Genomic DNA, 25,762 nt, shown 5'->3' on the forward strand with positions numbered 1-25,762 from the left:
TTACCCGTAGATTGTCTCGACGAGGTCGCGCAGCGCCTGCTGCACGTCCGGCTCGTCGCTGAGGGGCTCGATAACAGCGGCCTCGAGCGCCTGAACGACTCCCATGCCGCCTGCCATGAGCGTCGCGGCATAGATCAGCAGACGGGTCGAAACGCCCTCCTCCAAGTCCATGCCCGACAGCCGCCTTATATGCCCGGCGAGCCGCACCAGCGGTGCGACGCGTCCCGGCTCCAGCCGGCTTTCGGCGGCGACGACGGCGATCTCGGTTTCCGCATCGGGGAAGTCGAAGGAGATCGACAGGAAGCGCTGCCGGGTGGAGGGTTTCAACCGCTTGAGCACGTTCTGATAACCCGGGTTGTAGGACGCCACGAGCATGAAGCCCGCAGGCGCCACCAGTTCCTCGCCGGTGCGGTCGATCATCAGGGTGCGGCGGGTGTCGGTCAGCGGGTGCAGGACCACGGTGACGTCCTTGCGCGCCTCGACGACCTCGTCGAGGTAACAGATCCCGCCCTCGCGCACGGCGCGGGTCAGGGGGCCGTCGACCCAGACCGTTTCACCCCCCTTGAGCAGGTAGCGCCCGATCAGGTCTGCCGCCGAGAGGTCGTCATGGCAGGCCACGGTATAGAGCGGCTTGCCCAGACGCGCCGTCATATGCTCGACGAAGCGGGTCTTGCCGCAGCCGGTCGGCCCCTTCAGAAGAAGGGGCAAACCGTTGTCATGGGCCGTCTCGAACAGATCGCATTCGCGGCCCGTGGGTTGATAGAACGGCAGGGTGGGCTTGTTTTCCATGTTCATCGCTCATTCTCCCGGAACAGGGTTGGCGGGGCCGGGGGTGATCACCTCTTTCCGGCGCACGACCAGCATCGAGTAGATGAAGAGAAGCGCGCCGATCACCACGGCCGCCCCGGCGCCGAAGCGCATCAGGTAGAAGACCGACAGGCTGTCCTGCACGTCCATGTAATAGTCGCCCACGACGCGCTGCATATGCGTCTGGATGGTGCCCGCGAAGGTCAGCACGAAGGTCATGAAGGCCATCCCCCCGGTCATCAGCCAGAAGCTGGCCATGTTGAGCACCTGGTTGTAGGGTTCGCGCTGGCGCAGCATCGGCATGGCATAGCTGAAGAACGCCAGGTTGAGGGCAACGTAGGCGCCGTAGAAGGCAAGGTGGCCGTGCGCCGCGGTGATCTGCGTGCCGTGGCTGTAGAAATTCACCCCGTGCAACGTGTGCAGGAAGCCCCAGACACCCGCGCCGAAGAACGCGACGGTGGAGGACCCCAGCGACCACAGCAGGGCAGCCTTGTTCGGGTGGTTCTTGCGGCCCTTCCAGACCATGACGAAGGCGAACGACATCATCAGGAAGAACGGGATCACCTCGAAGGTCGAGAAGATCGAGCCGACCCACTGCCAGTAGCCCGGCAAGCCGATCCAGTAGAAGTGGTGCCCGGTGCCGAGAATGCCCGAGAAGAGCGCGGTGGCGACGATGACGTAGAGCCATTTTTCCACCACTTCGCGGTCCACGCCGGTCAGCTTCAGCAGCAGGAAGGCCAGGATCGCGGCCATCACCAGTTCCCAGGTCGCTTCGACCCAGAGGTGGACGACGAACCACCAGTACATCTTGTCGAGGCTCAGGTTGTCGGGGTTGATGAAGGCGAAGATCCAGAGCAGCGACAGGAGCCACAGGCCCATGAGCAGCACGTTGGTGATGGCCGTCCTCTTGCCCGACAGCACCGTCATCGAGATGTTCACGAGGAAGATGACCGCGGCGACGAGGATGCCGAACTTGACCCACAGGGGCTGTTCGAGAAACTCGCGCCCGCCATGGATGCCGACGAGGTAGGAGCCGACCGCGCCCAGCGTGCCCACGAGCAGGATGATGAGTTGCAGATAGGCCAGTTTCGGCGACCATATCTCGCGTTCCGATTCTTCGGGCACGAGGAAATAGGCCGCACCGAAGAAGCCCAGCAGAAGCCAGACGATCAGCGCGTTGGTGTGGATCATCCGGATCACGTTGAAGGGCAGCAGTTCGGACAGGAAATTGGGCGAGACGTAGATCCAGCCCGCCAAAAGCCCGCCCGCCACCTGGATTCCGAAAAGGGCCAGCGAGGCGAGGATGTACCAGTACGCCACTTTCTGAGATTCGTATTTCATGGGTTCGCCTCCTTATCCGGCGTCGTTGGGCGGCCAGCCCTGGGTGTCTGTCTGATCGGTCCAGCGCAGGAATTCCGACAGGCCGCGAAGGTCCTCGTCGGTCAGTTCGTAGCGTGGCATCTGGCGGCGTCCTTCGATGCCGCTGGGTTGGCTTTCGATCCAGCCCTTGAGCATCTCGAAGGCGTCGTCGGGACTGTCCAGCACGCCCCAGCGGGTCATGACGTTGCCAAGCTCGGGGGCGAAATAGGCCCCTTCGCCGTGCAGGCTGTGACAGTTGATGCAGGAATGTTCCTCCCACACGTGTTTGCCGTGGCGCACCTCTTCGGTGAGAGGCATTCCGGCGGTCGAGGTCTGCACCACATAGCGGTGCGAGTGGACGGTCATCGCCACGAAGACCGCGACGAAAAAGATCGAGCCCCCATAGAAGATGTTTCGCGCCCGGGATTTCGTGAGAATTTCAGCCATGTTCGGGCCTCCTTGAAAGCGGGATGCCCATTCGTAGCCGCGCCTCCGGGGCCGAAGTTTGTGCCAGCGCAAAGTTCGGCGCGATTGGCCGGGTAGGCTGAGAGGGGAAAGGAGAAAGCCCATGTCCCGCGCCCGCCTGGACGACCCCGATCTGCCCTTGGCCGACCTGATGACGGCGTGGCCGCAGACGATCCCGGTCTTCGTGCGACACGGGATGCTGTGCGTCGGGTGCCTTGTCAGCCCGTTTCACACCGTGACCGACGCCTGTGCCGAGTATCACCTGGACGAGGAGGACTTCCTGGCGGAACTCAGGCAGGCGGCAGAGCGGAGTTGACCGCGGTTATTTCTGGCTGAGAACCACCAGCGCGTGCGGATCGCGCACGACAATGCGCTTGCGGCGGCTTTCGACCAATCCCTGCTTTTCCCAGCCGCTGAGCAGGCGGCTGACGGTGTGCAGGGTGGTCGCGGTCAGTTCGGACAGGTCCTGTCGCGTGATCGGGAAATCGATCTCGATCCCGTTTTCCACCTTGCGGCCCGTCTGGTTGACCAGACGCAGTAGCGCGTTGGCGACCCGCTGTTCGACCTGCTGCGTGGCCATTTCCACGATCTTGTTCTGCACTTCGCCGAGCCGCTGGCCCAGTGTCTTGTAGGTTTCGGTGGCAAAGCCGTCGTAGTCCGCGACGAAGCTGTCCCACAGGTGCATCGGCCAGCTGAGCGCAAGCGATTCCGACGCGGTCATCGCCGTCGCCGGATAGGTATCGCGTCCGATGGCGCTGGCGATGCCGATCAGTTGGCCCGGCGGGATGTGCAGGGCGGTGACCTGTTCGCCGGTGGGCGTGATGCGCACGACCCGGACATAACCGTCGAGCAGCATGAAGAAACGCTCCGCCGAGTGACCTTCCTGAAAGATCGCCACGCCCTCGTCGTAGCGCCGGGACGACGCCTGATCCAGGACCGTACGGATCTGCCGTTTCTCGAGTCGCGAGAACGGCGGCAGGTGCGTCAGCAGGCTCTCGTCGAGTCGGGGCAGTGTCTTGCGCGAAGGGGAAGGCTCCATGCCCGGGGTTCTGCCACATTCCGGGGCGTCGGACCAACACGCATTTTCCACGTCAACGCGCAGAAGTTTGTGCCAGAGCAAAAAGCGCTCGGCGGGGACGCGGTATGTTTCAGTCAACCGAAACAGAGATCCGAAAGGAAGAGACCGATGATCCGCACACTGGCAACCGGCCTGGCACTCGCGGCCCTGATGGGGGGCGCTGCCTTCGCCGAAACGTTCGAAGTCAAGATGCTGAACAAGGGCGCGGATGGCGAGCGCATGGTTTTCGAGCCGGCCTTCGTGCAGGCCGCGCCGGGCGACACGATCAAGTTCGTCGCCGCCGACAAGGGCCACAACGCCGAGACCGCGAAGGACATGATCCCGGACGGCGCCGAGGGCTTCAAGGGCAAGATCAACGAGGAGATCGAGGTCACGTTGGACACCGAGGGTGTCTATGCCGTGATCTGCAAGCCGCACTACGCCATGGGCATGGTGATGACCATCGCCGTTGGCGATGTCGAGGCGCCCGAGGGCTTCCTTGAGGGGCGCGTGCCGAAGAAGGCCAAGGCCCGTTTCGAAGAGCAACTGAGCAACATGTGATGCAGCGGTGCGCGCGGGGTTGTCCGCCGCACCCATTTCCCAGGAGGATAGAATGACCAAGTTCATCAACCCAGGCCTGACAAAAACCAGTCGCCGCAACGTGCTGCGCGGATCGATCCTGGCCGGCGCCGCCGCCATGACCGGCGCCGCCGCCATGACCGGCGCCGCCGCCATGACCGGCGCGGGCGCAATGGCGGCCCGCCGCCCGCAAGAGCCGCTGAAGGCCGACGCGGTCTCGCGCAAGCTTCACAAGGCGGCCGCCGACGATGCGTCCGCCAGCACCGCGAAACCGGCCGACCTGTCAGGCTATACCCGCGTCAACCAGAAGCTTGTGGCGCCGCCCTTCGCGCCGGAACACGAACAGGTCGCCACCGGCGGGCCCAAGATCATCGAGATCACCATGGTCACCGAAGAGCGCCTGATGGTCGTCGACGAGGATACCGGGGCCAGCGTCTGGGCCTTGACCTATAACGGTTCGGTGCCCGGCCCGCTGATCATCTGCCACGAGGGCGACATGGTCGAGCTGACCCTGCGCAACCCCGCAGATTCGATGATGGAGCACAATATCGACTTCCACGCCTCCACGGGTGCGCTGGGCGGCGGTGGCCTGACCCATGTCTATCCCGGCGAGGAATGCGTGCTGCGCTGGAAGGCGACCAAACCGGGATGCTTTACCTATCACTGCGCCCCGGGTGGCGCGATGATCCCGTATCACGTCGCGCATGGCATGAACGGCGCCATCATGGTGCTGCCGCGAGACGGGCTGAAGGATGGGCAGGGCAATCCGCTGCGCTATGACAGCATCGCCTATATTGGCGAGCAGGACTATTACCTGCCGATGGACGAGAACGGCGATTACAAGAGCTATGACGCCGCCGGGGATGACTATGCCGACAGCCTCGAGGCGATGCGCACGCTCGTGCCCACGCACCAGGTGTTCAACGGCGCGGTCGGTGCGCTGACCGGCGAACACGCGCTGAAGGCGAAGGTTGGCGAGACGGTCCTGATGGTGCACAACTCGTGCAACGTGGACAGCCGCCCGCACCTGATCGGCGGGCATGGCAACTATGTCTGGGAAAGCTCGTTCACCGATCCGCCGCTCACGGGCATGGAGACGTGGTTCGTCCGTGGCGGCAGTGCGGCGGCGGCGATGTACACGTTCGAGCAGCCGGGCGTCTATGCCTACGTGAACCACAACCTGATCATCGGCGCCATGCTGGGCGGGACCGCGCACTTCGTCGTCGAGGGGGCGTGGGACAACACCCTGATGGAACAGGTCGTGGAGCCGCGACCGTTCGAAAGCTGAGCGAAAGGAGCGGGAACATGACCGCCGCGATGACATGCAAGCCCGGCCTGAAGGTGTCCCTTCTTCTGGTTGCGCTGCTGATCATCGCGGCGGTTCTTTTCGGCACCGCGCTGACCCGGCGCGGTGCCGGATACGATCCGGCGCTGCTGCCGGAAATGGCGGCAACCCCCGTCACGCTGTCTACCGGAGCAAAGCTCTACGTCCAGAAGTACGAGGTCAGCGTGGCCGAATGGAACATTTGCCACGATCAGGGCGCCTGCGCCCTGCATCTGCGGGTCCGGCCGGACCAGGACGCCAGGCTGACGCCCGCGACGGGCCTGAGCTATGTCGATGTCGGTGAATATCTTGAGTGGATCAATAACGCGACAGGCGTGACTTTCCGACTGCCCACCGCAGGCGAGTGGACCGAGATGGCGGCGTCCGTCCTGCCGGACGAAGCCGATCCGATCTTCACCGATCCTTCGCTCACATGGGCCTCGACCTACTTGGTCGAAGGCTTGGCGCCGCGTGCGCTGAAGCCGCGGGGGAGTTTTTCGACCTCTCCCGAGGGTGTTGCCGATCTTGACGGAAGCGTATGGGAGTGGACGCAGGAATGTTTCTCGGGCGCATCGGGCGACGCCGATCCATCACGCTGTCCTGCGTTCTACGTCGGCGGCGAACATGTCACCGCGATGTCCTACCTTATCCGCGACCCGGCCCGCGGCGGATGCGCCGTGGGATCGCCGCCGGCCCATCTGGGGATGCGCCTGGTCAGCGACACGGAGATCGGGACGCCTCATCGGGGCAGCTGAGATCCATGCAGGCTGGCCGATGACAGAGGCCGACGGGCTTTGTCGGGCATTGCTGACATCAGTTCCCGCCTGGGTGCTCATCCGCGAGGAGCGCGATTTCGACGTGATCGCCCCGATCCTCGAGCAGGTTCGCGCAGTCCGATGAAGGAACGGCCGGACTGACGGGGCGACAGCAGAACGGCCCGCCGAGAGGGGGCGGGCCGTTGCGCTTGCGGGGTCATGCCGACCGGGAGGATGGGAGGACGACACGGCCCCGCGATGACGGGATCAGGCGTCACGCGCCATGTGCGATCCAGATCGATTTCGGTTCGGTGAAGTTTTCCAGTGCGATCTCGCCATGCTCGCGGCCAAAGCCGGAATCCCGAGTGCCGCCCCAGGGCAACCGCACGTCGGTCGGCCCGAAGGTGTTGGCCCAGACGGTGCCTGCCTTCAGGTCGCGCAGGAAACGGTGCATCCGGCGCATGTCGTTGGTCCAGATGCCCGCCGCGAGACTGAAGCTGGTGCCGTTGGCGATGGCGAGCGCCTCGTCCTCGTCCTCGAAGCCGATCACCGAGGCGACAGGGCCGAAAATCTCCTCCTGCGAGATGCGCATCTCGGGGCGGACATCGTCGAACACCGTCGGGGCGACAAAATACCCGCGCTCCATGGCGCGGGCGCCGCCTGTCACGAGCCGTGCGCCCTCTTCCTCGCCGATGCGGATATAGTCGAGAATCCGGTCCATCTGTTTCTCGGAGACGACCGGCCCCATCTGCGTGCCGCCATCGGACGGGTCGCCGGTCCGGATCTTCTCGGCCCGTGCCACGAGCCGTTCCACGACCTCCTCGCGGATCGAGTTGTGGACGACGATCCGGGAGCCGGCCGAGCAGACCTGCCCGCTGTTGAAGAAAATACCGGACGCGGCGGCCTTGGCCGCGGTTTCAATGTCGGCATCGGGGAAGATGACGTTTGCCGATTTGCCGCCGAGTTCCAGAGTGACGCGCTTGAGGTTGCCCGCGGAGCCTTGCAGGATCTGCCGGCCGACGCCCGGAGAGCCGGTGAAGGTCACCTTGTCCACGTCCGGGTGATCGACCAGTGCCTGCCCGGCGATGGCGCCGAAGCCCGGCACGACGTTGAGCACGCCGGCGGGAAGGCCGGCCTCGAGCGCAAGTTCGCCCAGTTTCAGCGCGGTCAGCGGTGTGAGTTCCGCCGGTTTCAGGACCACGGTGCAGCCACAGGCCAGGGCCGGGGCGATCTTCCACATGCCGATCATCATCGGGAAGTTCCAGGGCACGATGGCCCCGACCACGCCGACCGGCTCGCGCACGGTGTAGGTCAGTGCGTCCTGCCGGGCGGGAATGACCTGTCCGTTGATCTTGTCGGCGAAGCCCGCGTAGTAGGTCAGCGTGTCCAGCACCGCCGGCATGTCCTGCCGCCGGATTGTCGAGACCGGCTTGCCGGAATCGAGGCTTTCCAGTTCGATCAGTTCGTCCTGGTCGCGGCGGATGAGGTCGGCGAAGCGCAGCAGGATCTGGCCGCGATCGGCGGCGCGCATCCGGCCCCAGTCGCCGGTCAGCGCCTTTCGGGCGGAGGCGACCGCGTCGTTCACATCCTCCACGCCCGCCTCGGCGACCTGTGCGAGCGGTTGCTCGGTGGCCGGATTGACTGTTTCAAAGCTGCGACCGGAGCGCGCGGGCACCCGTTCACCATGAATGATCAGGTCTGCACGGGTGGTCGAGATATCATAGGGCATGGCGTCTTCTCCTTATGCATATTATTTCATATTTCATCTTCGGCCTCTCGCATTCGAAGCCGCATGATTTCAACTTAATGGCCTTTTGTTTTCGAAAAATATGATATTTACTGCATATAGGTCGAAATGACCGTTCAAAGTTATGCACGGCAATGCATATTAAGGAGACTCGTATGCAGATCGAGATTGTCCCTGTCTGGCGGTTTCGCAAGTCCGAAGACGAGCCGCCGATGATGGTCATGCTGGATTTTCTCAACGAGATCCGCGCGACCGGCAAGATCACTCGCGCGGCCGAGCAGGCGCAGATTTCATATCGGCACGCGTGGAACCTGATCGAGAAATGGTCGGACTTCTTCGAGACGCCGCTGGTGGAGCGCAAACGCGGCAAGGGCACCAACCTGACGCCGTTCGGCGAACGGCTGGTCTGGGCGGGACAGCGGTTGCAAGCCCGGCTGATGCCGCAGCTCGCCAACCTGGTGCACGAGCTGGAGGCGGAACTGGCAGAGTTTCTGCCGCAGGCCACCACGGAGATCCGTGCCCATGCCAGCCACGGCTTCGCCGTGGAACAGTTGCAGCGCATCCTCGACAGCCAGGGCGACATGGTCTTCAACCTGCGCTACGTCAGCAACGAAACCTCGCTGATGGCACTGAAGCGCGGCGAATGCGACCTTGCCGGACTGCATCTGCCGCAGGGGCCGCTGCGTCGGCAGGCGATCGAGGCGAACCGGGACTTCCTGACCGGAGAGCGCTACAGCGTCATCAGCTTCGTGACCCGCGAAATGGGCTTGATGCTGGGGGCCGGCAATCCGCTGGGGATCCGGGGCGTCGAGGACCTGAAGACCCCCGACATCCGGTTTGTCGCGCGCGATCCGGTCTCGGGGACGGCGCATCTTTTCAAGCAGATCCTTGCGCAAGTCGGCATGACGCCGGATGACATTGGCGGGGGGCATCCGTCCTTCGAGTTCACCCATGCCGCCGTCGCGGCCTATGTCGCGAGCGGCATGGCCGATGCGAGCTTCGGCGTGGAGGCCGCCGCGCGTCGGTTCAACCTAGAATTTCTGCCCCTGGTGACAGAGGACTACGTGTTCGTCTGTCGCGAGGCGCTGCTGGCGTCGGAAGCCATGAAGCGGGTCATCGCCGCCATGCAGAGCCGGGAGTTCACGAGCGCGATCAAGACCCTGCCGGGGTATCGTGCCGCCAATCCGGGGGGCGTGCAGCCCGCCGCAGAGGTCTTCGGAGAGTGATACTGGTCTTTTGCAAGCTGTGACGGAGAAGCCGAGCGCCGAACTGGATTGGCCTTGGTATCAAGGATTTCACGGGGTGAACTGGACAACGTCATGGCGCGTCATTGCTACACCTTCATGTGCACGGGTACTCTCGCGAAATCAGACGCGTAATGTCTTTTTCCAGCCGCTTGATGGGCTCGGATTTGGAGGAATGAAAGTACTCCATATTGCTTGGGCCGATACCGTGTTGATCCGACTTCGAATGTCAGTTCAGTTCAGCTTTCAGCCATTCAATGAGGCGATCCACAGCGGCGTAATCCGAGCGCCGGGTGCCCCTGAAGACGGAAATCTCGTTTGGCCTGTCGACGTACAGATCGCAAGCGGGTCGTAATTTGCCGTCCTCTATCATGTCACTGACCGTTCTTTTCCATCCCAAGGCAACCCCCTGGCCGGTGACCGCCGCCTGCAGCACGAGGGGATAACTGTCGAATGAAACCATTCGCAAGCGGGACGGACGGGCAATGCCGGTGGCGGCGAACCACTCCGGCCAGTCAAACCAGTCCTGCGGCGTGACACGATGCGACAGGAGAGGCAGGCCGCTCAGGGTTTCCGGCGAGATCGGAGCGGTGCTATCCGCGAGCAGGGAGGGCGCGCAGACCGGAAAGATACTGTCCGCAGCGGTAAAGAGCAGCCGGGCCGAGCCCGAGGCGCGGCCGGTGGTCTGCAGGGCGATGTCGAAGGGTTCGGTGGCCTCCGTAAGCGGGGCAAGCGCGCTGACCAGTTGCAACTGCACTTCGGGATGGCGGGCATGGAAATCCGAAAGACGCGGCATCAGCCAGTAGAAGGCCTCGCAGAGCTGGCAGCGCAGCACGACGGTGTCGGGGTCGCGGCTGCCGCGAAGGGCGGCGACCTCGGCCCGGATCGCTGCCAGAGCGTCGCCAGCGACCTGTCCCAATCGGCGACCTTCCTTGGTCAGGAACACCGCGCGGTTCCTGCGTTCAAACAGGCGCAGGCCCAGCTCTGCCTCGAGCTGGCCGATCTGGCGGCTGACGGCAGTTTGCGTCAACCCGAGTTCTTCGGCGGCACGGGTGAAGCTTTCAAGCCGGGCGGCGGCCTCGAACGGGCGAAGCCGAGCAAGTTGGATGTCGTCTGTTTGCATGACCTGAACTCATGTATTTTTACCCTTTTATCATTTTTATTAGGGTTTTGCGAATGATTGCATGCACGCATGACATCATTCAGATTCATTTGGCAGAGTGTGCCGGGCCTTGGGTCGGGCATCGCCGCGATCACGGCCGGCGTCTTGCTGCTTTCGCTGTCCGACGCGCTGGTGAAACTCAACAACGAGGGTTTGTCACTCGGGCAGGTTCTGACAGTCCGATCCGGAATTGCCGTGCTGTGCCTCGGGGCGGTCTTGCGGCTCACCACATGTATGAACATCGGCCTGGTCCGTGTCACGGGCTGGGTGTGGTTGCGCAGTTTGTGCCTCGCCCTGATGTGGGGCTGCTATTACGCCGGGCTGCCCGAGTTGTCGTTCTCCATCGCGGCTGCCTGTTATTATACCTCGCCGATGTGGATGGCTTTCCTGTCGTCAACGCTGCTCGGAACGCGCATCGGGGGACGCGGGTGTGTTGCGATCCTTTTGGGTCTTGCGGGCGTGATGACAATCCTGCGTCCGGGCCTGGATGAGGTATCGCCGATGATCGGACTGCCGTTGCTTGCCGGGTTCTTCTACGCACTCGCGGCCGTGATCACACAGGGGCGTTGCCGTGCCGTGCCGGCGATGTCGATGGCGATGAACCTCAACCTTGTTCTGTTTCTGGCTGGCCTGGGGCTGGTCGCCGGCCTGTGGTGGAGCGGACAGGGGAACGACGCGGGCTTCCTTTTGTCGGTCTGGCCTTCACTGAAAGTGGCGGATCTGGGTCTGCTGGCCGGGTTGGGCGTGTTGCTCGCTGTCATCACCGCCCTGGTCGCCTATGCGTATCAGAGGGCGTCCGCACCGATCATCGGCTTGTTCGATAACGGGTATCTTGTTTTCGCCCTGTTCTGGAGCATCTTGATCTTTGGCGATCGACCGGGCTTCATTGATCTTCTGGGCATAGTGCTGATCGGAAGCGGGGCACTTCTTGCCACCACTGCGTCGGCCAATCGCGGACCGGACCAGAGCCAAGGGGACTAACCATGTCGCTGGACACCTGGATTGCCTATACCATTGCCTGCATTGTCCTGACGGTGATCCCCGGACCGAGCGTCCTGCTCGTGATCGCGCAGTCGCTGACGCGGGGCAGGGTGGCTGCGGCGATGTGCATTCTCGGTGACGTCGTAGGGAGTGTCGTGCTTGTCGGGCTGTCCTTCGCCGGGGTCGGAGCTATCCTCGCCGCCTCCGCGATCCTCTTCCAGATCGTGAAATGGGCCGGGGTCCTTTATCTGGCGTGGCTGGGCATCGGCCGGATCATGGAGGCGCGGCGCGATGCACCGGAGAGGGTCAGCCATGGAGGTGGCGCTTCTTCCTGGAGCAGCTTCTGGGCCGGAACAGTGACCGCCGTTCTGAACCCCAAGGCGATCGTCTTCTACATGGCATTCCTTGCCCAGTTCATCGACCCGCAAGGCGATCTGCCCGTGCAGCTTGCGGTGCTGACGGTGACCTCCAGCCTCGTTGTCGTGGTGTTGCTGGCCGGGTATGCGCTGATCGCGGAGCGGGCGGGTCGGCTCTTTGACAGTCGGCGCGCGCGTCGCCGCATGGGCTACGCTGGCGGCGGGTTCATGATCGGCGGTAGCGCGGTCATGGCGGTGACGCGTTAGAGCTTGTCGGGAAGGTTGAACCTTGGATTATTTTTGATCTTGGTCTGCAGAGATGACAGCGACATCAAACCAACTGGTCGAGAGTTTCTACAACGACGTGTGGAACAAGCGCGACTTCCGGGTGGCGCATGAGATAATTTCAACTGATTTCAGATTTCGTGGTTCGCTTGGACCTGAAAAGCTCGGCATCGGCGGCTTTCTTGAATACGTTGAAGCCGTCCACAAGGCGCTTGGAAACTATACTTGCATCATTAAGGACTTAGTCTGCATTGATGACAGGGCGGCTGCCCGTATGATTTTTCGAGGAACACATCAGTCTGACTTTTTCGGAGTTAGTTGTACCGGCAAAGACATTGAATGGGCGGGCTCCGCTTTTTTTGGAATATCGGACGGCAAGCTCTCCAAGCTTTGGGTGCTTGGCGACCTGGACGCTGTAAAGCAGCAATTGAGTGCGCCAACAGTCGGTCGGTTCTGACGTTCTATGTCTGCTTTGTCACGCTCTTAGCCAAGTCGCAGTCGTCACAGCGAAGTCATCCAAGCACGACTGCACCGGTGGCAGCATCTCGAACGCGGTTGCCTGCTCGCCAATTGACGTTTCAGGTGTCCTCGTCCGTTTTCCGGGACCGTTCCGCCATCAGGTTTGCCATGGTGGGCTTCCCGGTAGCCCTGAGCCCGGCAACCGCGCCAAGATAATCTCGCTCTTCGCGGTTCTGGCTGATCTTCGATTTCGCGAGTGTCCGGCTTGCCGTTATTCGGAATGCGACGATGCTTTCCAGCATCCCCTGCATGTCGTCTTGCGGCGCATCTGCCATGCGCCAAGCATTCTCGCCGTTCAGCTTTCGCTCGTGCGTGCGCGTCAGAAGACCCACGGCTGCACGTTTGGCCTGTTCGTCGTGCTGGAACGAAATGGTCCCGCAGATATGTACCGCCTGATAGTTCCAGGTCGGAACGTGGCGGTGATGGTCGGCCTTGCTTGGAAAGAAGTTCGGTGAGATGTAGGCGTCTGGACCACGGAATATGGCCAGAACCTCTTGCTCCTCGGCAATCATCCGGTGCATGGCATTTGCCTGTGCGACATGGCCGACCAGTGATCCGTCCGGGGCCCGGAGCAACGGCATGTGGTTTGCCAACAATCCTTCTTCCGTCTGCGCCACGATACAGGCCAGTGGCGCTGTATCGAGTATCTCACGGATCGCCGCAGGATCGGTCTCTTCAAAATGCGATGGTGTGTACATTCCCGGCCCCTGTTGCGGTTGCAATATCGTGCCGCGCGGACGCAATGATGTCCCAACGCTTTTGTATCAGGAAGCGGACCGCCTGATGCGTGCTTCGATAGCCTGGACCACCGCGATCATGTCATCCTCATCGCGGCCCATGGCCTCGGTTTCGGCATAGAGCGCCTCGCAGACGTTCATCAGGGGGGAGGCAGTGCCGGCGGCTCTTGCAGCTTCCAAGACCAGACGGCTGTTTTTCAGCACGTCCGAGATACCGGCCTGACGGCTGAAATCCTGGATGCGCAGCTTGTCGATCTTCACGCGGGAGACGTCGCTGGCCATCGGCCCGGCATTGAGGATGTCGGCGAAGCGGTCCATGTCGAGCCCGTGGCGCGCCGCGAAATGCGCGGCTTCGGCAAGGCCGGTGACCATGGTGATCAGGAAGGTATTGACCGCAAGTTTCATTTGCAGGGCGCCGGGTACGGTGCCGCAGTCGAAGAGCTGTTTGCAGATCGGCGAGAGCATGGGGCGCAGGCGTTCGACCTCCTCGGGAGGTCCGGCCAGCATGCCGACGAGTTGACCTGCCTCCGCCGGCTTTCGAGAACCAGAGACCGGCGCCTCGACAAAGCGGCCGTCGGCGGCGGCGATATCCTGTGACAAGCCCTGGGAGTATTTCGCGGAGGTCGTGCCCATCGACACGATGCAATGCCCGGCGACACGATGCGTGAAAGCCTCGGTGTCGCGGCCCAGAACGGCATCGGTCGCGGCCTCGTTTTCCAGCATCAGAAGCACCGTGGTGCATTGGGCGAAGAGGTCGTCCACATCGGCTGCCACCTTGGCCCCGGCCTCTCTCAACGGGGCGGTTCGTTCCGCCGTCCGGTTCCAGACCATCAGGGACTGTCCGGCGCGGCGCAGGTTCAGCGCCATAGGTTCGCCCATGGTGCCCAAGCCGATGAAGCCGATTTGTTCTCCTGATGCCATGACTGTCTCCCGTTTCCGCGGGACCCAAGCTAGCCGAGCTCAATCATTCTGAATAACGAAATGAATGAAACCGTGGGTTTCAATATTCGGATATGTGAGTTTGCTGCAGAGGTTGAAGACTCTGCATTTCACCAGCAGCCTGCCGCCTCTCACCCGGGGGCTCTGCGCCGGGGGCGATGGTGGTGCGCTTCCGCGACAGGGCGGCAGACACCGCCCGGATGATCGAGACGGCGCGCGCGCTGAAATCCGCGCTGGCCTTCAGCCCAGGCGCGCGGGGCGTCGCCGTGGTTTCGGCCATCTGCGGACAGCTGGACCCAGAGGCCGCCGCCTGCCGCTCAGGAACAGGATCGACACCCTAGGCGCCTGACGCCCAGAGCGCATGGAAGTGATGCACCGGCCCGTGACCGTGGCCCACGTTCAGCGTGTCGCTTTGGGCAAGCGCGGCGTGCAGATAGGCCTTGGCGCGGGCCACTGCCTCGGGCATGTCGTGATGCGGCAGAAGCGCGGCGATGGCCGAGGAGAGGGTGCAGCCGGTGCCATGATCGTTGGTCGTTGTGATGCGCAGGGCCTTCAGTGCCCGGGTGCCCTCGGGTCCGGCCAGCAGGTCGGTGCTGTGCTCGCCCTTCAGATGCCCGCCCTTGAGCAGCACGTAATCGGAGCCAAGTGCCATGAGCTCGGGCAGGGCGGCTTGCATCGTCTCGGCGGTCCAGTCGTCTTCGCGGCCCAGTAACACGGCGGCTTCGGGCAGATTCGGGGTGATGACGCGGGCCAGCGGCACGAGCGCCTCGCGCACGGCCGAGACCGCTTCAGGGTCGAGCAGGGCATGGCCGCTCTTCGCGACCATCACCGGATCGAGCACGATGTTGTCTGCCCCGTGATGGCTCAGCCTGTCGGCCACCGCCTCGGCAATCCCGGCATTTGCGATCATCCCGATCTTCACCGCGTCGACGCGCACGTCGTCCAGTACCGCGTCGATCTGGGCGGCGACGAAATCGGGGTCCAGCGCCTGGAAGCAGCGAACACCTTGTGTGTTCTGCGCGACCACCGCGGTGATGGCGGAACAGGCATAGGCGCCAAGCGCGGACATGGCCTTGATATCGGCCTGGATGCCTGCGCCGCCTGAGGGGTCGGTGCCCGCGATGGTCAGGACATTGGCAATCATGACGGCACCTCTGACATCAAGGCGGCGGCCTCATGCGCGACCTCGGCCACATCGAGGCTCAGGGCGAGGCTGGTTCCCTTGAGGGCTTTAAGATCTACCCAACGCGCCTCCAGCGCGTCGTCCCCTGCAACCGGCTCTCCCGCCGTCCATCGGAACAGCACGGCGATCAGGATGAAATGCCGGCGCAGGGTGCCGGCGGGGCCGAGGTCAAACGCGTCAACTGCGGTGAACACGCGGAGCGGCTCGGCGGAAACGCCGGTTTCCTCCGACAGTTCTCTGGTTGCGGCCTCGAACAGCGTTTCGCCGTGGTCGATCTTTCCGCCCGGAAATCCCCATCGTCCCGCGTCGGGCGGATTTGCGCGGCGAACAAGAAGGACCTGGTTGTCGCGTATGACGGCGGCGATGGTCGCCGAAATCGGGCGGGGGACTGTCGATGGAGATGGCAAGGCGGCCTCGTCATGCTGAGGCCGGCAAGGGCAAGAGAGCGCTGCGATCCTGTCCCTTCGCCGGCATGATCCGGATCAGGTTCAAAGGGTCACCGCGCTGCCCAACGATCCTGCGACCGAAGCGCCAGCGATATCTCAGCCCCTTGTCGGGACACCCCTAGGTGGTTCCGAGCCTATCAGGATGGTGCACGAAATCAACGCCTCCCGCGCTGTAAATTGCCGGGTCCAGATGCCTGAGGGTCTCTTCCCGCAGCACTTGCGCAAGTCTTTCGGCAAAACGCGACAGGTTTGGCGCCCGCAACAGGCGCACCTCGATATTCGGCAACTCCGGCAGGCCAAGCTCCGAGCCGAGACAGGCGATATCCTCCGGCCTGCCGTGATCCGTGCGCACGGCTATGCCCAGACCACTGCGCAGGCCGGCCCAGACGGCGGGCAGGCTGGGCGTGGTGAGCGCGGCGCGCCAGCGCGTCCGGCTGTGGTCAAGCGTGGCAAGCGTGGCCTGCCGAAACAGGCAGGGGTGGTTGAACATGATGAGGGGGAGGGGGGCGGCAACGGCGACCTCCGGCAGATCGCGATGCGCCAGCCAGTGCATGGGGCATTCGCACAGGGTTTCGCCTTCGGTCGGGCTGCCGGGCCGGAAAAAGGCGATCGCGGCGTCGATGCGCCCGGCACGGACCTCTTCGGCGAGCCTGTGGTTTTCCCCGGCCTGCACGTCGACATGCACGTTTTCCACGTCCTGTCCGAACCTGCCGAGTGTCGCAGGCATCACGTCATCGAAGAAATCCTGCGGCAGGCCGAGTCGCACGGAGGCCTTGCCTGCCGCCGCGCCGACCGAGAGCGCGGCTTCGTCGTTCAGCGCGACGATACGCCGGGCATAGGCGATGAAAGCCTCGCCCGCTTCGGTCGGCACGAGGCCGCGTCCCTTGCGAACGAACAGAGTTGTGCCCGCCTGCTGTTCCAGCTTCTTGAGGTGCATGCTGACGGCGGATTGCGAGCGGCCGAGTTGCACGGCAGCGCGCGCGAAGCTTCCCAGATCCGAGCCAACGACGACCGTACGGAGCGCGTCCATGTCAAAGCTTGGCATTGGTTCCGATTCTCGAATTATAGGGTTTCGATCTATTTGATTTTCTTAAGTCATAGCCTTGGATACCCTACCGTTCAAGAGGATGCTCTCCGGCAGGACGCGATTTTGCGGCAGTCGAAGGAGAGCTTAAGGGCCAGAACCAAGATGATCGGAAATACCCTGATACTCATCGCGGCCGCCCTGCCGCTCATGGGCAGCCCGGGGCCGGCCACGATCAGCTTGGCGAGTCTGGGCGCTGCATTCGGGTTTTGGAACGCCCTGCCGTATCTCATGGGCATAATACTTGGAACCATCGTGGTGCTGGCGATCATCGCGACCGGCGTGACCGGGGTCATGTCTTCCGAGGCCTGGTTGCTGGTGGTCCTCCGCATTGCTGCGGTGGCCTATATTCTTTACCTGGCGTGGAAGATCGCGACGGCGCCTGTCGGGCAAGCGCCAACTGGCGCCGGTGGTCGTTCGGGCGTAGTCATAGGGTCGTTTCTACCGGGCCTCGGCCTTGCCGTGGCCAACCCCAAAGCCTACGCGGCGATCGGCGCCGTGTACGCCGGATACTCGATCACGCCCGAGCACCTCTTGCTTGACACGTTCTTGAAGTTCATCGCGTTGGCCTTCATGGCCGCGGTCGTGAATACTGCCTGGCTCGTATTCGGGAGCACATTCTCCCGCTTCCTGGAAGATCCGAGCGTGGGACGTGCAATCAATATCGTATTCGCTATCATGCTTGTTCTGTCGGTCGGCGTTGCGTTCCTCCTCGGTTGAACCTGCAGCGCTCGAGTTGGAGTTACAGCAATCCACGATCAGTCGCGCCGTTCGAGAACTGGAAGGTTCTCTTGTTGCACCCTCTTGGTCTAACCGCGCCTGTGGATCAGGTCATCCAGTTCGCTTCCAATGCAATGCGCCCGAGGCGACCGTCAGTAATATTCGATTGTTGGCGATTTCATTGGCGCTGCTCGATCGGGTCTACCTCCCTCAGTACTGTTGACGTGCGAGTTCGGCTTGCATTCTTGCTTCGGCGAGACTGATGCTTGTATACGACCCAAGACCCATCTCGCGTTGGCGTCCCCAGAACTAAAAGCGAAAGATCCAAAGGGACCCGCCGTCAGGCGGTTGTAAAGCCACAGGCACAGCCCGTCGCAAAGCCCGCCTGATTTGATTTTGCCATGATGATATCCTCCGTTTTATATACGTTCTAACGTGGGACTTCCCGGGTCATAAGGGGACCTGCGGAAACACTAAATTATTACGATGAAAGGAAAATCTATTCCAATGACACGCGGTGGGAACGTATGGCGCAACAAGGATGCCTCTCCGGCGGGAGTATTTTTCGAACGATGAAAGAGCCGTGGCCAGAAGGATACGGGCGGCGGGTGCTGGACGAGGTGGACAGCACCAATGCCGAGGCGGCGCGGATTGCGCCCAACCTGCAAGGGCCGGAGTGGATATTGGCCCGCCACCAGACGGCGGCGCGGGGGCGGCGCGGGCGGCCCTGGGCCAACCCGGAGGGCAACTTCGCGGCGACGCTGGTGATGCGGCCCACAGAAAGCGCCGACCAGGTGGCCCTGCGGTCCTTCGTGGCGTCGCTGGCGCTGTACGACGCCTTTGTCGCGGCGACGGGACGGCCCCTGGGCTTTGCGCTGAAATGGCCCAATGACGTGCTGCTGAATGGCGGCAAGCTGGCCGGGATCCTCTTGGAAAGCGCGGGCGCGGGAAGCAGCCTCAGCCATTTTGCCATCGGGATCGGGGTGAACCTGAAGAGCGCGCCCGAGGCGGGCGCGGTCGAGCCGGGCGCGGTGCGGCCCGTGTCGCTGTTGTCGGAGACCGGGGCGAAGATCGACCCCGAGGAGTTCCTCGATCTACTGGCGCCGGCCTATGCGCGGCTCGAGGCGCAGTTCGTGACCTACGGGTTCGCCCCCATTCGCGCGGCCTGGATGGACCGGGCAGCGCGGCTGGGCGAGGTGATCACGGCGCGGACCGGGCGCGAGACCTTTACCGGCACGTTCGAGACGGTGGACGCGGGCGGCAATCTTGTTCTAACAGATGCCAAATCGCGCCACGTCATCCCGGCGGCGGACGTGTTTTTCTAAGGGGAAGAGAGGGCGGTGCCATGCTTCTGGCGATCGACTGCGGCAACACCAACACGGTTTTCGCGATCTGGGACGGGTCGGAGTTTCTGTGCACCCTTCGCACCTCGACCCACCATGCGCGGACGGCGGATGCCTATTTCACGTGGTTCTCGACGCTGGTGAAGCATTACGAGATCGATCTGGACATCACCGACGTGATCATCTCGTCCACGGTGCCGCGTGTGGTGTTCAACCTGCGCGTCTTTGCCGACCGTTTCTTTGGCTGCCGGCCCATCGTGGTGGGCAAGCCGGAATGCGCCCTGCCGCGCCAGCCGCGGGTGGACGAGGGCACGCAGGTGGGGCCGGACCGGCTTGTTAATGCGGCCGGGGCCTATGACCTTTATGGCGGCAACCTGATCGTGGTGGATTTCGGCACCGCGACGACCTTCGACGTGGTGGCGGATGACGGGGCCTATGTGGGGGGCGTGATTTCCCCCGGCGTCAACCTGAGCCTAGAGGCCTTGCACATGGCGGCGGCGGCCTTACCTCATATCGACGTGACGAAGCCGCAGAAGGTGATCGGCACCAACACGGTGGACTGCATGCAGTCGGGCGTATTCTGGGGGTACGTGGGATTGGTCAACGGGGTGTGCGACCGCATCCGGGCCGAGTATGAGACGCCGATGAAGATAATCGGCACGGGCGGCCTTGCGCCGCTTTTCGCGCAGGGTGACCTGCTGTTCGACGAAATTAGAGAAGATCTGACGATGCATGGGCTGACCGTGATCCATGCCCATAACAAGGAAGGCTGATCGGGGATGAGCAGTGAGAGATTGACGTACCTTGCCCTTGGCGGGGCGGGGGAAATCGGCATGAACGCCTATGTCTACGGATACGGCGCGCCGGGCAAGGAGAGGTATATCCTTGTGGATCTGGGCGTGACCTTTCCGGACATGGACGGCACGCCGGGGGTGGACCTGATCTTCCCCGACATCGCGTGGCTGGAAGAGCGGCGCGACCAGTTGGAGGCGGTGTTCATCACGCACGCGCATGAAGACCACGTGGGGGCCGTGGCGCATTATTATGACCAGTTGGGCGCGCCCATCTATGCGCGGGCCTTCACCGCCAATATCGCGCGCCGCAAGATGGACGAGCATGGCCACCCCGAAAAGGCGGTGCAGACCGTGTCGCCCTGGCCCGAGACGACCGAAGCCGGGCCGTTCACGGTGGGGTTCGCGCCGATCTCGCATTCGATCCCGGAAAGTTCCGGCCTGGTGATCGACACACCCGCGGGCCGGATCGTGCATTCGGGCGATTTCAAGATCGACATGAGCCCCGTGGTCGGCGAGGCGTTCGACGAGGGAATGTGGGCCGAGATCGCCAGACCGGGGGTGAAGGCGCTGGTTTGCGATTCGACGAACGTGTTCAACGCCCATGAGGGGCGTAGCGAGAGCACCGTGGGCCCCGAGATCGAGAAGCTGGTGGCGGGGTGCAAGGGCATGGTCGTGGCGACCACGTTTGCCAGCAACGTCGCCCGGGTGAAGACGCTGGCCGAGGCCGGCGAGCGGGCCGGGCGGTCGATCTGTCTGTTGGGCCGGGCGATGCGGCGAATGATCGAGGCGTCGGTCGAGACCGGCGTGCTGACGGATTTCCCGCGCACGATCAGCCCCGAGGAGGTGCGAGAGATCCCGCGCGAGAACGTGATGTTGATCGTCACCGGCAGCCAGGGCGAGCGGCGCGCGGCCAGCGCGCAGCTGGCGCAGGGCAAATATAACGGGATCGAGCTGAAGCCCGGGGATACGTTTCTGTTTTCGTCCAAGACCATTCCCGGCAACGAGCGTGGCGTCATCCGCATCATCAACCAGTTCAGCGAACAGGGCGTGGATGTCGTGGATGACAGCAGCGGGCTCTACCACGTGTCGGGGCACGCCAACCGGCCCGACCTGAAGAAGCTGCACCAGATCGTCCAGCCGCAATTCGTGATCCCGATGCATGGCGAGCACCGGCACCTGCGCGAGCATGTGAAGCTGGCGGGGGAAAGCAAGCTGCACGGGGTGATGGCGCCCAACGGCACGATGATCGACCTATCCGGCAACCGCGCGGAGGTGGCCGAGTATGTCGAGACCGGGCGGACCTATCTGGATGGGTCGGTGAAGATCGGGGCGCTGGACGGCATCGTGCGGGATCGGATTCGCATGGCGCTGAACGGTCATGTCACGATCAACGTTATCCTGGACGAGAGCGACGAGCCGCTGGGCGAGCCCTGGTGCGAGATCATGGGGCTGGCCGAGACGGGCGGCAGCCGTGCGCCGCTGGTCGATGTTCTGGAAGAGGATCTCAGCCAGTTCATGGGGCGCGCGAAGTCGAAAACCCTGAGCGATGACGATGCGCTGGAAGACGGGTTGCGCAAGGTGGCGCGGCAGAGCGCGCTTGGCGAGATCGGCAAGAAGCCCGAGGTGACGGTGATCATCAGCCGGCTGTCGTAACGCGCGGCGAAGGGCGCGCGTGGGCTTTCGCCCACCCTACGCGGGTGTTGAGGAGCGGCGCGTTGGGGTGGGTTGGAAACCCACCCTACGGGATCGGTTGGACGCGTGGGGAAGTGAATATTCACCCACCCTACGGGATCGGTTCAGGAGACCATCCGTTCGTCGAAGCTTTTGGCGATGAAGCTGGGCAGGTGGTCGCCCATGCCCACCGGGCCTGCCTTGTCCTTGCTGTCCTGCTTTTGACCGCCTCCGCGGCCACGTGAGGAGGATTTGCGCGCGTCCTGCGGCGTGTCCTCGGGTTTGGCGTCGGGCTTGGCGTCGGACTGTGCCTCGGGCTTGGTGTCTTCGGGTTTATCCGCTGCCGTGTCTTGCCTATCGGGCGTGTCGTCGGATTTGCGGCGGCTGCGCGAGCGACGCGGCTTTTTCGGTGCGTCCTCGGAGGGCGCATCGCCGGCGTCGGCCTTGGGCGCGTCGTAGCCGGCGGGATTGTCCAGCTTGGGGATCTCTTTCTGGATCAGGTTCTCGACCGCCGCCAGGGCCTTTTCGTCGCGCGGGTTGCAGAGCGTGATCGCCTTGCCGTCGCGCCCGGCGCGGCCGGTGCGGCCGATGCGGTGGACGTAATCCTCGGGGTGGCCGGGGACGTCGAAGTTGAAGACATGGCTGACCGACGGCACGTCGAGGCCGCGGGCGGCCACGTCGGAGGCCACGAGAATGCGCAGATCGCCGGCGCGGAAGCCGTCGAGGGTGCGCGTGCGCTGGCTTTGATCCAGATCGCCGTGGATCGGCGCGGCGTCGTATCCGTATTTCTTGAGCGACTTGGCGACGATATCCACGTCCGTCTTGCGGTTGCAGAAGATGATCGCGTTGGTGAGCTTGTCGCCCTCGGCGTCGATGAGCGCGCGCAGAAGCTTGCGCTTTTCGCTGTCGGCGCGGTCGCGGCGGGAGGGTTTGAACATCGCCACGCCCTGTTCGATCGTCTCGGACGCGGTGGCCTGACGGGCGACCTCGATGCGTTCGGGGCTGGACAGGAAGGTGTTGGTGATGCGCTCGATCTCGGGCGCCATGGTGGCGGAGAAGAAAAGCGTCTGGCGGGTGAAGGGGGTCAGGCCGAAGATACGCTCGATATCGGGGATGAAGCCCATATCCAGCATCCGGTCGGCCTCGTCCACGACCATCACCTTGACGTCCGACAGGATCAGCTTGCCACGCTCGAAATGGTCGAGCAGGCGGCCGGGCGTGGCGATCAGGACGTCGACGCCCTTGTCGATGATCTGTTCCTGTTCCTTGAAGCTGACGCCGCCGATCAAGAGCGCCTTGGTCAGCTTGAGGTACTTGGAATAGGTGTCGAAATTCTCGGCCACCTGGGCGGCGAGTTCGCGCGTGGGGCAGAGCACCAGGCTGCGCGGCATCCGGGCGCGGGCGCGGCCCCGGGCCAGAAGCGACAGCATCGGCAGCGTGAAGCCCGCCGTCTTGCCGGTGCCGGTCTGGGCGATGCCCAGGACGTCGCGGCCTTCGAGCGCGGGAGGAATGGCGCCCGCTTGGATGGGGGTGGGGGTCTCGTAGCCGGCTTCTTCGACGGCTTTCAGAACCTTGGGGTTGAGGCTCAGGTCAGAAAATTTGGTCATGTATGTCCACAGTTTTGCGGACACGATTCTGGCCCGCCATCTCGAATTGGCCCATGCGTGCAGGGCCTTGGTCCACTCCCACTATCCCAAGGGCGAGCGTTGGTCAATGTGCGACGCCACGGGACGGACAGAGCGTGTATAACGTGTGAATTGTGTGCGTTTCGGCAACAATCAAGGGCGATCAGGCGAAATTCGGGAAGTGGCGGGCGCGTTTGGCGTCCAGGTCGAGGGAGACCGTGTGCAGGTGGCCGAGCGCGTCGAGCCGGCTGCGCAGGTCCGGCGTGGCCACGCAGACCTCGGTGAAGAAGGCGCGCAGGGCGTCTTCGCCGCCCTCGGACTCGAGCATCGAGAACAGCTGGTGCATCGTCAGGGCCGTTTCCGAGTGCCGGGCGTTGGCTTTGAGGTCGGGCCGGTAGGAGCCTTGGCTGAGCCGGTAGCGGAACCGCGCCTGCCAGTCGTCCCAGGTGGGGGCATGAAGATGCACGAGGCGACAGTCGTCGAGGTCGAAGAGGTTGGAATCGCGTGTCTTGCCGACGAAGGCATTGTGGATACGGATGCTGACATCGGGCTGCCCGGTGCGCACGAAGATCTTCCCGGCGACGTGGCTGAGAAAGCCGCCGTTCAGATGCTCGCCGTAGCGGGGGTACAGCCTGGTGGTCTGCTCGCGGCGGATCCGCAGCACGGGGTCGAAGCCCTTGCACCAGATCGTGCCGGGCGGCGGCGGGTCGGCGGGATCGGGCTGCATCGCCTCGACCGGGCGCACGCGGGCGGAGAGGATGCCGGGCGGGATCGCGGCCAGTTGGGCGGCGAGCGGCGAGAGAGGCTGCAGAAACTCATCGACGTCGACATGCAGGAGCCAGTCGACCTGCGGATCGCGTGTATAGCAATGGGTGGCGTTCAACGACTGGCGGTGCTGGTGCGCGTCCGGACGCCCCTTGTCGCGGCGGCGGCGTTTCCAGTAATCGGCATCCGTCAGGATCGCGCGGCACTTTGGGTGCCGCTTGAGCGCCGAGCGGGCCTCGGGGACGTCCTCGTCCAGATAAACGAAGACGCGGTGCGCGCCCAGGTCGAGATGGTGCGCGGCGAAATTCAGGATGTCCTGGGCGGGCGCCTTGATCGTGGCGACGAGGCCCCATGTGGGATCACTGCTCATGGCCAGAGCATGTGACAGGGGCGGGAGGCGCGCAAGAGGTCGATGCCTCCGGCGGGGATATTTGGAGCCAGGGGAAGGTCAGGTGTGGTTCTTTGTGGCCGAGGGGTGCGGAACGGGGCGATACCCGGCGGCCAGCGTGGCGACGATCGAGGCCGGGGTGAGCACGGTCGCGGGCCCCGTGCTGCGGGGCAGGGCGGCGGTGTAGCCGCCGGGGGCGTAGCGCAGGAGACGTCCGCCCCAGACCAGGTGCGGCGCGTCTTCGTGCAGGATGAAGGCGCCGTCGGGCAGCGTTTCGAGGGCGCCCGTGTATCGGACCTGCTCGCGCCTGCGGGTGACGCGGTCACGGTGCATCAGGCGGTCGATCTCGGCCAGCGTCTCGGTGCCGTTGGCGGCGTGGAAAAGCGTAGCGAAGCGTCGAAACGCGGCGCGGCGGCATTCGCCGCAGGGGCGGTGACCGGCGGCAAATGCCGTGGGCTCGTCGAGAAAGAAAAGCTCGGTGTAGGCTCCGGGCTGCATGAGCTTGCGACGGCGGTTCTTGAAATCGAGCAGGCAGGTGACCCAGTGCGGGTGGCGCCAGCGGACCTTTCCCAACTGCAGATCGGCGTCATGCAGGATGCCGCGATTGCCCATGAGGGTGCCGCGTTCGGGCGTGGCCGCGATCTCACCAGTGAGCAGGACGCGGTTTTGCAGGGTCACGGTTGCTTCCTGGCGCGACGCTCTGCCCGTGCGGCCTTCATCCGCTGAACCCGGGAGAAGACGGTACGCGTGTCGGAGACGACCAGCCGCAGCATCGCCCGGGCAAGGGGGGCGATGGTCGCGTCGGCCTCGGACAGCAACCAGAGCCGGGCGAGCATGTTCTTGTCGAGGTCGCCCGACTTGAAGGAATAGCGGGTGACCGCAAAGGGCATGCTGTGGCGCTTTTCACCGGGTCGAAGGCTGAAGAGCTTTCGCCCGGAGAGCCCGCTGTAGCTGCGTTCGCTCTCGTAGAGCTTGATCGTGTCGAAGAGCACCGCCAGCCCCATTCCGCAGGCGCGTTGGTCGCCGGTCCGGCCATGATCTGCAAAGGTGGTGGCGGAGGACACCATCCAACGCACGGGCATGTCCTTGACCAGGCGTGCGCCGTGCTCGGACCACAGGCGGAAAAACAGGCTCAGGGCCTCATCCGGCGGATCACGCCGGCGCAGCACCGCGATGAGGATCGCGTTCAGCACATGCGCCTCGCTGTAGCCGGCCAGTTGAGCGCTGAAATCCTCGTGCTTTTCGTAGATGTCGCGCGTTTTCCGGCGCGGTGGCACGGGGCCGGGGGAAACCGTCGCCTGGAAATAAGGCGAAAGATCCGCATCGACTGGCGGCAGCAGGTCTTGCCAATTGGTGAATTGGGTACGCTTGCTCTCGAACCGTCTTACGAGAGAGGCAAATCCGCCGGGGTATACCTGGTCATCCAT

General features: G+C 63.7%; 29 protein-coding genes and 1 riboswitch. Of the genes, 14 read left to right on the forward strand and 15 right to left on the reverse strand.

All coding sequences use genetic code 11. The annotated features are described in order from the left end of the window. From FIU85_RS19225 to FIU85_RS19235, 3 genes are read right to left on the reverse strand one after another with little or no spacing between them, the layout of a single operon-like run. A complete protein-coding gene (locus FIU85_RS19225) occupies nt 1-795 on the reverse strand; it encodes a CbbQ/NirQ/NorQ/GpvN family protein (RefSeq protein WP_152498041.1) in 795 nt (264 codons plus the stop codon). A 3-nt stretch (nt 796-798) separates the two neighbouring features. Further along, nucleotides 799-2,148, reverse strand: a complete 1,350-nt coding sequence (locus FIU85_RS19230; protein ID WP_152498042.1) for a cbb3-type cytochrome c oxidase subunit I — start codon at nt 2,146-2,148, stop codon at nt 799-801. 12 nt (nt 2,149-2,160) lie between these two features. Further along, on the reverse strand, nt 2,161-2,613 hold the full coding sequence (locus FIU85_RS19235; RefSeq protein WP_152498043.1) for a cytochrome c: 453 nt from the start codon (nt 2,611-2,613) through the stop codon (nt 2,161-2,163). Between the two features lie 121 nt (nt 2,614-2,734). Between FIU85_RS19235 and FIU85_RS19240 the strand changes: the two genes are divergently transcribed. Next, nucleotides 2,735-2,947: a DUF1858 domain-containing protein gene (locus FIU85_RS19240; RefSeq protein WP_152498044.1), complete on the forward strand. Its 213-nt coding sequence runs from the start codon at nt 2,735-2,737 to the stop codon at nt 2,945-2,947. 6 nt (nt 2,948-2,953) lie between these two features. On the opposite strand, the gene FIU85_RS19245 is transcribed toward FIU85_RS19240, so the two are convergent. Further along, nucleotides 2,954-3,670, reverse strand: a complete 717-nt coding sequence (locus FIU85_RS19245; protein ID WP_254702954.1) for a Crp/Fnr family transcriptional regulator — start codon at nt 3,668-3,670, stop codon at nt 2,954-2,956. Nucleotides 3,671-3,817: 147 nt separating this feature from the next. Between FIU85_RS19245 and FIU85_RS19250 the strand changes: the two genes are divergently transcribed. Genes FIU85_RS19250 through FIU85_RS22560 form a run of 4 tightly spaced genes read left to right on the forward strand, consistent with a single transcriptional unit; the run spans nt 3,818 to nt 6,491 of the window. After that, a complete protein-coding gene (locus tag FIU85_RS19250) occupies nt 3,818-4,249 on the forward strand; it encodes a pseudoazurin (RefSeq protein WP_152492814.1) in 432 nt (143 codons plus the stop codon). 52 nt (nt 4,250-4,301) lie between these two features. Beyond that, nucleotides 4,302-5,555, forward strand: coding sequence for a copper-containing nitrite reductase (nirK, locus tag FIU85_RS19255; RefSeq protein ID WP_152498045.1), 1,254 nt, complete (start codon nt 4,302-4,304; stop codon nt 5,553-5,555). Between the two features lie 17 nt (nt 5,556-5,572). After that, a complete protein-coding gene (locus FIU85_RS19260; RefSeq protein WP_152492812.1) occupies nt 5,573-6,346 on the forward strand; it encodes an SUMF1/EgtB/PvdO family nonheme iron enzyme in 774 nt (257 codons plus the stop codon). Nucleotides 6,347-6,365: 19 nt separating this feature from the next. Then, complete coding sequence (locus tag FIU85_RS22560; RefSeq protein ID WP_302848992.1) at nt 6,366-6,491, forward strand: hypothetical protein; 126 nt, start codon at nt 6,366-6,368, stop codon at nt 6,489-6,491. 129 nt (nt 6,492-6,620) lie between these two features. Here the strand turns inward: FIU85_RS22560 and FIU85_RS19265 are convergent, their stop codons facing one another. After that, nucleotides 6,621-8,075 (reverse strand): aldehyde dehydrogenase family protein, encoded by a 1,455-nt coding sequence (locus tag FIU85_RS19265; protein WP_152492811.1) that lies wholly within the window; start codon nt 8,073-8,075, stop codon nt 6,621-6,623. 173 nt (nt 8,076-8,248) lie between these two features. On the opposite strand from FIU85_RS19265, the gene FIU85_RS19270 reads away from it, so the two are divergent. Then, on the forward strand, nt 8,249-9,319 hold the full coding sequence (locus FIU85_RS19270) for a substrate-binding domain-containing protein (protein WP_152492810.1): 1,071 nt from the start codon (nt 8,249-8,251) through the stop codon (nt 9,317-9,319). A 247-nt stretch (nt 9,320-9,566) separates the two neighbouring features. Here FIU85_RS19270 and FIU85_RS19275 read toward each other — a convergent pair whose 3' ends face one another. Continuing rightward, complete coding sequence (locus FIU85_RS19275) at nt 9,567-10,460, reverse strand: LysR substrate-binding domain-containing protein (protein ID WP_152498046.1); 894 nt, start codon at nt 10,458-10,460, stop codon at nt 9,567-9,569. A 69-nt stretch (nt 10,461-10,529) separates the two neighbouring features. Between FIU85_RS19275 and FIU85_RS19280 the strand changes: the two genes are divergently transcribed. From FIU85_RS19280 to FIU85_RS19290, 3 genes are read left to right on the forward strand one after another with little or no spacing between them, the layout of a single operon-like run. Continuing rightward, complete coding sequence (locus tag FIU85_RS19280) at nt 10,530-11,480, forward strand: DMT family transporter (protein ID WP_152498047.1); 951 nt, start codon at nt 10,530-10,532, stop codon at nt 11,478-11,480. Between the two features lie 2 nt (nt 11,481-11,482). Then, a complete protein-coding gene (locus FIU85_RS19285; protein ID WP_152498048.1) occupies nt 11,483-12,103 on the forward strand; it encodes a LysE family translocator in 621 nt (206 codons plus the stop codon). Nucleotides 12,104-12,155: 52 nt separating this feature from the next. Beyond that, on the forward strand, nt 12,156-12,578 hold the full coding sequence (locus tag FIU85_RS19290) for an ester cyclase (protein WP_152498049.1): 423 nt from the start codon (nt 12,156-12,158) through the stop codon (nt 12,576-12,578). 121 nt (nt 12,579-12,699) lie between these two features. Here the strand turns inward: FIU85_RS19290 and FIU85_RS19295 are convergent, their stop codons facing one another. Both FIU85_RS19295 and FIU85_RS19300 read right to left on the reverse strand, forming a co-directional pair. Continuing rightward, nucleotides 12,700-13,338, reverse strand: coding sequence for an FMN-binding negative transcriptional regulator (locus FIU85_RS19295; protein ID WP_152498050.1), 639 nt, complete (start codon nt 13,336-13,338; stop codon nt 12,700-12,702). Nucleotides 13,339-13,404: 66 nt separating this feature from the next. Beyond that, the gene (locus FIU85_RS19300; protein ID WP_152498051.1) at nt 13,405-14,298 is read right to left on the reverse strand and encodes an NAD(P)-dependent oxidoreductase; all 894 of its coding nucleotides are present in this window, start codon (nt 14,296-14,298) and stop codon (nt 13,405-13,407) included. Nucleotides 14,299-14,480: 182 nt separating this feature from the next. Here FIU85_RS19300 and FIU85_RS19305 point away from each other — a divergent pair, with 182 nt between their 5' ends. After that, the gene (locus FIU85_RS19305) at nt 14,481-14,657 is read left to right on the forward strand and encodes a hypothetical protein (protein WP_172978930.1); all 177 of its coding nucleotides are present in this window, start codon (nt 14,481-14,483) and stop codon (nt 14,655-14,657) included. Here FIU85_RS19305 and thiD read toward each other — a convergent pair. The 3 genes from thiD to FIU85_RS19320 all read right to left on the reverse strand — a co-directional run bounded on the left by thiD (nt 14,654) and on the right by FIU85_RS19320 (nt 16,975). Continuing rightward, on the reverse strand, nt 14,654-15,460 hold the full coding sequence (gene thiD, locus FIU85_RS19310; RefSeq protein WP_152492804.1) for a bifunctional hydroxymethylpyrimidine kinase/phosphomethylpyrimidine kinase: 807 nt from the start codon (nt 15,458-15,460) through the stop codon (nt 14,654-14,656). The two genes, FIU85_RS19305 and thiD, sit on opposite strands and share 4 nt — an antisense overlap. Further along, on the reverse strand, nt 15,457-15,906 hold the full coding sequence (locus FIU85_RS19315; RefSeq protein ID WP_152498053.1) for an NUDIX hydrolase: 450 nt from the start codon (nt 15,904-15,906) through the stop codon (nt 15,457-15,459). The genes thiD and FIU85_RS19315 overlap by 4 nt, the downstream gene beginning before the upstream one ends. A 34-nt stretch (nt 15,907-15,940) precedes the next feature. Beyond that, nucleotides 15,941-16,075, reverse strand: a riboswitch (TPP riboswitch). Beyond that, the gene (locus tag FIU85_RS19320) at nt 16,064-16,975 is read right to left on the reverse strand and encodes a LysR substrate-binding domain-containing protein (RefSeq protein ID WP_152498328.1); all 912 of its coding nucleotides are present in this window, start codon (nt 16,973-16,975) and stop codon (nt 16,064-16,066) included. It overlaps the preceding riboswitch by 12 nt. 159 nt (nt 16,976-17,134) lie before the next feature. Here FIU85_RS19320 and FIU85_RS19325 point away from each other — a divergent pair, with 159 nt between their 5' ends. The 4 genes from FIU85_RS19325 (at nt 17,135) to FIU85_RS19340 (ending at nt 21,539) form a co-directional block, all read left to right on the forward strand. Beyond that, a complete protein-coding gene (locus FIU85_RS19325; RefSeq protein WP_152498054.1) occupies nt 17,135-17,749 on the forward strand; it encodes a LysE family translocator in 615 nt (204 codons plus the stop codon). 572 nt (nt 17,750-18,321) lie between these two features. Then, nucleotides 18,322-19,074, forward strand: coding sequence for a biotin--[acetyl-CoA-carboxylase] ligase (locus FIU85_RS19330; RefSeq protein WP_152492800.1), 753 nt, complete (start codon nt 18,322-18,324; stop codon nt 19,072-19,074). A 20-nt stretch (nt 19,075-19,094) separates the two neighbouring features. Further along, nucleotides 19,095-19,865, forward strand: coding sequence for a type III pantothenate kinase (locus tag FIU85_RS19335; RefSeq protein ID WP_152492799.1), 771 nt, complete (start codon nt 19,095-19,097; stop codon nt 19,863-19,865). A gap of 6 nt (nt 19,866-19,871) precedes the next feature. After that, nucleotides 19,872-21,539 (forward strand): ribonuclease J, encoded by a 1,668-nt coding sequence (locus FIU85_RS19340; protein WP_152498055.1) that lies wholly within the window; start codon nt 19,872-19,874, stop codon nt 21,537-21,539. Nucleotides 21,540-21,682: 143 nt separating this feature from the next. On the opposite strand, the gene FIU85_RS19345 is transcribed toward FIU85_RS19340, so the two are convergent. The 4 genes from FIU85_RS19345 to FIU85_RS19360 all read right to left on the reverse strand — a co-directional run bounded on the left by FIU85_RS19345 (nt 21,683) and on the right by FIU85_RS19360 (nt 25,762). Further along, the gene (locus tag FIU85_RS19345; protein WP_152498056.1) at nt 21,683-23,164 is read right to left on the reverse strand and encodes a DEAD/DEAH box helicase; all 1,482 of its coding nucleotides are present in this window, start codon (nt 23,162-23,164) and stop codon (nt 21,683-21,685) included. 181 nt (nt 23,165-23,345) lie between these two features. After that, on the reverse strand, nt 23,346-24,317 hold the full coding sequence (locus tag FIU85_RS19350; protein ID WP_152498057.1) for a glycosyltransferase family 2 protein: 972 nt from the start codon (nt 24,315-24,317) through the stop codon (nt 23,346-23,348). 78 nt (nt 24,318-24,395) lie between these two features. Beyond that, complete coding sequence (locus tag FIU85_RS19355) at nt 24,396-25,013, reverse strand: hypothetical protein (RefSeq protein WP_152498058.1); 618 nt, start codon at nt 25,011-25,013, stop codon at nt 24,396-24,398. Further along, entirely contained in the window at nt 25,010-25,762 is a 753-nt protein-coding gene (locus FIU85_RS19360) for a hypothetical protein (RefSeq protein ID WP_152498059.1), read from the reverse strand. Before FIU85_RS19360 ends, FIU85_RS19355 begins: the two co-directional genes overlap by 4 nt.

The sequence above is a fragment of the Roseovarius sp. THAF8 genome, from assembly GCF_009363735.1.
In the GTDB taxonomy this organism is placed as follows: Bacteria; Pseudomonadota; Alphaproteobacteria; order Rhodobacterales; family Rhodobacteraceae; genus Roseovarius.